Raw genomic sequence first — 6,831 nt, forward strand, 5'->3', positions numbered from 1 at the left:
ACCTCGTGTCAGCCGCAGGTCTCGTACGGAGGCGCCTCGAGCGTGGTCACGGTCACCGCGTTCGCCTGGTCTCCGGTGTAGTACTCGAAGAACATGGTCGCGCCGTCCGTGGGGACGCTGAGCCAGGTGCCGTCGCCGATCGGCGCATCTCCCTCACTCGCATCCGGATACTGCGCGAGCACCTCGTCCTTCGTCGACCCGATGCCGAGGCCCTCCTCGGTGCGCGGCCCGACCCCTGCCGTCACAGGATCCGCGGCGGATGCCGACGCCAGCACGATCGGCGCGTCATCCGACTCCGTTCCGCGGACGAAACTCATCGAGTAACTGTTGTCATCAGCGTTCCACCATGCGGCCCAGGAGCAGTTCTCGTCGTTGTTCCACGAGTCGGGAAGCTCGGCGAGAGTCTCCTGAAAGTCTCCACCGGTCTCGATCGGGCCGATGCCCGCGGCCGTGACGGGCCAGGTCGCCGGATCGTCGGGATCCAGGGACGGTTCGGGAATCGGAGATGGTTCGGACGATGGTTCGCCGACCGTCGAAGTCGGCGTCGGGTTCGACGTCGCACCCGGATCGGTCGTCGCGCTTGCGCATCCCGCGAGCAGCAGCGCGCTCAGCGCTGCGAGGATGACTGGGCCTGCTGTTCTGCGTGACACGCGGAACTCCTCTGCTTCCCCCCGGAGCGCCCATCCCCTCGGCGTCCTGTGCCGAGCGCTCCACATAGGCTAACGAGGTGACTCTCCGTTCGACACCCCCTGTGCATCTGGCCGCAGAGCTGTCGGACTGGTATCGCGAGAACGCCAGAGACCTGCCGTGGCGCAGGCCCGAGTTCCACTACCGCTACGGCGCATGGGGCACGCTGGTGAGCGAGTTCATGCTGCAGCAGACGCCGGTCACCCGCGTGATCCCGCGGTTGGAGGCGTGGCTCGACCGCTGGCCGACGCCGGCGAGGATGGCGCAGGCGACGCCGGCTGAGGTCGTGCACGAGTGGGCTAACCTCGGCTATCCGCGCCGGGCGCTCTGGTTGCACCGTGCCGCGATCGAGATCACCGAGCGGCACGGCGGCGAGGTGCCCCGGGACGTCCCTGCGCTGCTCGCTCTGTCAGGCATCGGCGACTACACGGCGCGGGCTGTGGCCGCCTTCTCGTTCGGAGACCGGCATCCGGTCGTCGACACCAACACGCGCCGGGTGATCGCGCGTGCCGTGGACGGCCGATCGCAGCCCGGTCCTGCCGCGCGCCGCGACCTGCTCGCGATGTCCGCGCTCCTACCGGACTCGGACGCCGAGTCCGCCGTGTTCAACGCCGCCATCATGGAGCTCGGTGCGATCGTCTGCGTGTCCAGGACGCCCCGATGCGAACGGTGCCCGATAGCCGACTCCTGCGCGTGGGTCGCCGCGGGGCGCCCTGACACCGGCGACGCCCGCCCGCGACAGGCTCGATACGAGGGTTCGGACCGTCAGGCGAGAGGAGCGGTTCTCAAGGAGCTGCGCAGTGCTGTCGCCGATGGTGTTCCCCTTGCGAGCGTGATCCACGATTGGGCCGATGCCGCCCAGCGCGATCGCGCCATCGACTCGCTGATCGCTGACGGCCTCGCCGAGGCGATCGACGGGATGCTGCGCCTGCCGCGCTGACCGCTTCAGAAGACCCGGCCTGCGCGATGCGCCATCACAGCGAGCTCGACACGATTGCGGACGCCGAGCTTGTCGAAGAGACGGCCGACATGAACCTCGACCGTGCGGACGGAGACGTCGAGCGCCTTCGCGATCTCACGGTTCTCACCGCCGGCGGCCACCCGCATCGCGACTTCCAGTTCGCGCTGGGTGAGGAGCGTCTCCCACGCCGCGCGCCCTGCCGCGAGCGGGTCATCGTCGCGTATCACTGTGATCGGATCGGTCATCGGGTCGCTCGCTGCCGCCTGCGCCACGTGGAGTCGCGACATCCGCGCGTCCATCGCATCGCGCCATGCGTGCGCGCCCGAATCGTCGAACAGGCGCCGCGCGGCCCGCAGATGGCGGCGACCTGCCGCCAGATCGCCATGGAGCAGGCAGGTGGAGCCCAGCAGAGCCTCGACCCTGCCCCGGTCGAAGGAGGAACCGAGGCGACGGCACGCCTCGGAGATCTCCGAGTGGGCGTGGCGCCACGACGTCTCAGGGAGACTGCGGATGCGGTGGATGAGCTCACGGGCCTCGCTCGACTCCGGCGGCTCGACGCGCACCCGGTCGACGAACGGCCCGACCTCTTCGAGCCCGGCGACCGACAGGGCAGGCTCAGGAGCTCCGCGGTCCCGCCACAGCGCGAGATCGGTGGCAGCCTGCTCGGACTCGCCGTCGAGGTAGGCGCTCAAGCCGGCGTCAACGAGGCCGTCGATCCGGATGCCGTCCGGCAGCGTCACCGTGAGCGCCTGCGACAGCGGACCGGGTGCTCCGAGCGTCGCGGTGTCCAGGCGCTGGGCCAGAGTCGCACCGAGTCCGGCGAACGGGATGCCGACAGGCAGCGACAGGGACGCCGTCGATAGACGCTCCCGCGCCACCTCGATGTCGCCGCGCCAGAACAGCAGGAGCGACTCCGTCACGGCCAGATACGCCTCGACGAGCGGGCTGTGCTCGAAGCCCGGTACCAGCGGGTCATGCTCATCGATCAGGCTCGTGTGAGTGCCAGCCATCAGTTGGAGCCCCTCGTCGACATCGCCCGTGACAGCAGCTCGCAGCGCTGCGCTCATCGTCCCGGAGAACGGCCCATCGGCGTACGGCTTCGCGTCGTCGGCGTCCCCCGTCAGCATCCAGCACAGTGCGGCCGTCGGGTCGCGCACTTCGCCCCCGGCGCCGGCGCGAGCGTCCGCCTCGCGGACCTCGGCCAGCCAGGTGCGCATGGCCGGCGTCGCGCCGCGCTCGGCGCACATCAGCGCGGCCAGCCCTGCCGTCCGCGCCCAAGCGCACCAGTGGTGAGCATCCGAGACCTGCGGGCGCAGTTCGGCCGGTTCCAGCGCGGGTACCCATCCGCGCGCGCAGGTCTGCGCCAGGAGCACGCCGGGGAGTGCGCCGATGCGCGTGGCCGCGTCTTCGCTCTGGAGGAGCCCCGCCAGCAGCTCGTTCGCGTCGTCGAAGCATCCCGCCGCTGCCGCAGACGTCCCGGCGATCAGACGTGCCGTCTCGCGCTGCGGGTCATCCGCGTGCTCGGCCGCGGCAGTCGCGAACGCGAACGCCGATTCCATCGAACCGAGCAGGCTCAGTTCCCTGGCCGCGGTGGTCAACGCGCGCGACACCTCAGGGCGACGCGTGACAGCGCCGCGGGCCGCATGCCAGTCCGCGGCCGCCTGGTTGCCGTGCTCTCGATGCGCACGCTCCAACCGCGCGTGCGCATTCACCGACTCGAGCGGTGCGGCCGTGTGATCGAGCCATATGCCCATTCGCGGATCGTGAAGAGCGAACCGGCCGTTGGATGCTGTCAGGTGCTCGGCGAGACCGCCCTGCAGGAGCTCATCGGCGGTGCAGCCGCACGCGTCGAGCAGCGGCTCGACGCGGTCATCGATGCTCAGCGCCGCCGTCAGCAGGACCGCGCGCGTATCCGCGTCCAAAGCGACGCGGGAGAAAGCACCCTCGATCGACGGCACCAGCGGCAACGGGGATGGGAGCATCCGCTGACCGGAGCGATGAGCGCCCGAGAGTGCCGCTGCTGCTTCGCGCACGGCGAGGACGTCGCCGTTCAGTCCGCGCAGCAGACGGGTGATGACGTGCGGAGCCGTAGGCAGCTCGTCCGACAGCAGTCCGGCCGCGATGTCGGCCGTGAGCTCGCGCTCATCGGTCGAATGCTGTCCGAGCCGCAGGTCGTCCTGCCACACCGTCGTCACCGGATCGATTCCCCCCGAAATCCTGATCGCACACCGCCGGCATGCCGACAGTGCCGTTCAGGGTATCAAGGGAGGGGTGATACGGCTAGCGCTCTTCGTCGTCGGTCGGCTCGACGCGGTACGGGTCGGCATCGCCGGCGTGCTGCGCCGATGATGCGAGCTTGGCGACCTCGGCATCCCGCTCCTGCGCCTGACGCAGCAGTGCGCTGATGTTGTCTGCGTTCTCCGGGAGCGCATCGGGGATGAACTCCAACGTCGGCACCAGACGCGTGCTCAGCTGACGGCCGACTTCGCTGCGGAGCATCCCCGTCGCGGACGCCAGTGCGGCTCCGCTGGCGACGCGCTCCTCTTCCGTGCCGAGCACGGTGTAGAAGACGGACGCGTGCTGGAGGTCACCGGAGACGCGCACGTCGGTGAGCGTGACGAAGCCCAGGCGCGGGTCGCGCAGTCCCTTCTCGAGACGCTCTGCCAGGATGACGCGGATGCGGTCCGCCAGACGGGCCTGTCGTTCTCCAGCCATTTCCTTCTCCTCTTGTGACGAATGAGGGGCGCCCGTAGGCGCCCCTCACGATCGATCGGATCAGCCGCGAGGCTTCTCCACCATCTCGGTCGTCTCGATCTCGTCGCCGATCTGGATGTCGTTGTACTTGCCGAGGCCGATGCCGGCCTCGAAGTCCGTACGCACCTCGGTGACGTCATCCTTGAAGCGGCGCAGCGACTCGATGGCCAGGCCATCGGCGAGCACGACGCCATCGCGGATGACACGGGCCTTGGCGTTTCGGGTGATCGTGCCCGAGCGGACGATGACACCCGCGATGTTGCCGAACTTCGAGGAGCGGAACACCTCGCGGATCTCGGCGACACCCGACTTGACCTCTTCGAACTCCGGCTTGAGCATGCCCTTGAGGGAGCTCTCGATCTCGTCGATCGCCGCGTAGATGACCGAGTAGAAGCGCACGTCCACGCCTTCGCGGGCCGCGGCCTCACGGGCCTTCGGGTCGGGGCGGACGTTGAAGCCCACGATGATCGCGTTGTCGATCGTCGCCAGGTTCACGTCGGACTCGGTCACTGCACCGACACCGCGGTGGATGATGCGCAGCTGCACCGAGTCGTCGACCTCGATCTTGAGCAGCGACTCCTCCAGCGCCTCGACGGCACCGGACACGTCGCCCTTGATGATGAGGTTGAGCGTCTCGACCTTGCCCTCTTCGAGAGCGCGGGTGAAGTCCTCGAGCGAGATGCGCTTGCGGGCCTTGGCCAGCAGGGCGTTGCGCTGGACGGCTTCACGCTTCTCGGCGATCTGACGGGCCATGCGGTCTTCCTCGGTGACGATGAAGACGTCGCCGGCACGGGGCACGGAGTTCAGACCCTGCACCTGGACCGGACGGGAAGGCGCCGCCTCTTCGACGGCCTCGCCATTCTCGTCAGCCATCGCCCGGACGCGACCGTAGGCCGTTCCCGCGACGATCGAGTCGCCGACGCGCAGCGTTCCGGACTGGATGAGGACGGTTGCGACCGAACCGCGACCCTTGTCGAGCTTGGCCTCGATGGCGACACCACGCGCAGCCTTGTTCGGGTTGGCGGTGAGGTCGAGGCCCGCGTCTGCGACGAGCAGCACGGCGTCCAGGAGCTCCTGGATTCCGGTGCCCTGGCGAGCCGAGACGTCGATGAACATGACGTCTCCGCCGTATTCCTCGGCGACCAGACCGTACTCGGTGAGCTGCTGACGCACCTTGGCGGGATTCGCCTCCGGCTTGTCGACCTTGTTCACCGCGACCACGATCGGCACGTTCGCCGCCTGGGCGTGGTTCAGCGCCTCGACCGTCTGCGGCATGATGCCGTCGTCGGCTGCGACCACGAGGATCGCGAGGTCGGTGACCTGCGCACCACGAGCACGCATGGCCGTGAAGGCCTCGTGACCCGGGGTGTCGATGAACGTGACAGCGCGCTCGTGGCCGTCGTGCTCGGTCCAGACCTGGTACGCACCGATGTGCTGGGTGATGCCTCCGGCTTCGCCCTCGATGACGTTGGTCTTGCGGATCGCGTCGAGCAGTCGGGTCTTACCGTGGTCGACGTGACCCATGACGGTGACCACAGGAGGACGGATCTCGAGGTCGCCCTCGTCTTCCTCGTCGAGCTCCTTCTCGAGGTCGAGACCGAAGCCCTCGAGGAGCTCCTTGTCCTCGTCCTCGGGCGAGACCATCTGGATCTTGTAGCCGAGCTCTTCACCGAGGACCTCGAAGGTCGCCTCGTCCAGCGACTCGGTGGCCGTGGCCATCTCGCCGAGGTTGAAGAGGATCGTGACGAGGGTTCCGGGCTGAACCGTGTATCCGGTCAGCGTCTCGATCTTGTCCGCGAAGTCCGAGATCGATGCGCCGCGGCGCATGCGGATGGTCTCCCCGTTGCCGCGGGTGACGTTGACGCCACCGACGACGGGGGCATCCCGCATCTCGAATTCCTGCCGCTTCGCCCTACGCGACTTGCGCTGCTTGGACTTGCCGCCTCCCTTGCCGAAGGCGCCTGCGGTTCCACCACCGGGTCCGCGGCCGCGGCCACCGCCGCCACCCGGGCGACCTGCGAAGCCGCCACCAGGACGTGCACCGGGGCCGCCTGCACCCGGACCGCCGCCCGGGCGGCCTGGGCCACCCGAACGCTGCTGGAACGGAGCACCTGGGCGACCGCCCTGACCGCCGCGGGGGGCGCCGGGACGAGGCGAGCCCGGACGCGGAGCACCCGGACGGGGCGCACCGGGGCGGGGAGCCTGCGGACGCGGGATGTTGCCCGGCGTCGGACGCTGGCCCATCCCCTGCGCAGAGGCGAAGGGGTTGTTGCCAGGACGGGGACCGGCGGGACGCTGGCCCATGCCCTGCGAGGACGAGAACGGGTTGTTGCCGGGGCGAGGCGCACCGGGCTTCGGTGCGTCCTTGTCGGCGGACGGAGCCGGGGTGCCGGCTGCGGGGGCGGCGGGAGCCGCGGCCTCCGGGGCAG

The 6,831-nt window shown here is 69.4% G+C and carries 5 protein-coding genes; 1 reads left to right on the forward strand and 4 read right to left on the reverse strand.

Translation table 11 applies throughout. The features are described from left to right. Positions 1-8: 8 nt before the first annotated feature. The gene (locus LQZ87_RS10620) at positions 9-650 is read right to left on the reverse strand and encodes a hypothetical protein (RefSeq protein WP_230103434.1); all 642 of its coding nucleotides are present in this window, start codon (positions 648-650) and stop codon (positions 9-11) included. Positions 651-727: 77 nt separating this feature from the next. Here LQZ87_RS10620 and LQZ87_RS10625 point away from each other — a divergent pair, with 77 nt between their 5' ends. Beyond that, a complete protein-coding gene (locus tag LQZ87_RS10625) occupies positions 728-1,627 on the forward strand; it encodes an A/G-specific adenine glycosylase (RefSeq protein WP_290368262.1) in 900 nt (299 codons plus the stop codon). Between the two features lie 5 nt (positions 1,628-1,632). Here the strand turns inward: LQZ87_RS10625 and LQZ87_RS10630 are convergent, their stop codons facing one another. From LQZ87_RS10630 to infB, 3 genes are all read right to left on the reverse strand, one after another. Then, positions 1,633-3,843: a helix-turn-helix transcriptional regulator gene (locus tag LQZ87_RS10630; RefSeq protein ID WP_230103435.1), complete on the reverse strand. Its 2,211-nt coding sequence runs from the start codon at positions 3,841-3,843 to the stop codon at positions 1,633-1,635. An 85-nt stretch (positions 3,844-3,928) separates the two neighbouring features. Continuing rightward, complete coding sequence (rbfA, locus tag LQZ87_RS10635; RefSeq protein WP_230103436.1) at positions 3,929-4,363, reverse strand: 30S ribosome-binding factor RbfA; 435 nt, start codon at positions 4,361-4,363, stop codon at positions 3,929-3,931. 60 nt (positions 4,364-4,423) lie between these two features. Then, positions 4,424-6,831, reverse strand: a 2,408-nt coding sequence (gene infB / locus LQZ87_RS10640) for a translation initiation factor IF-2 (protein WP_230103437.1), incomplete at its 5' end; no start/stop codon positions are given.

It is taken from the genome of Microbacterium sp. Bi121 (assembly GCF_918698005.1).
Lineage (GTDB): Bacteria > Actinomycetota > Actinomycetes > Actinomycetales > Microbacteriaceae > Microbacterium.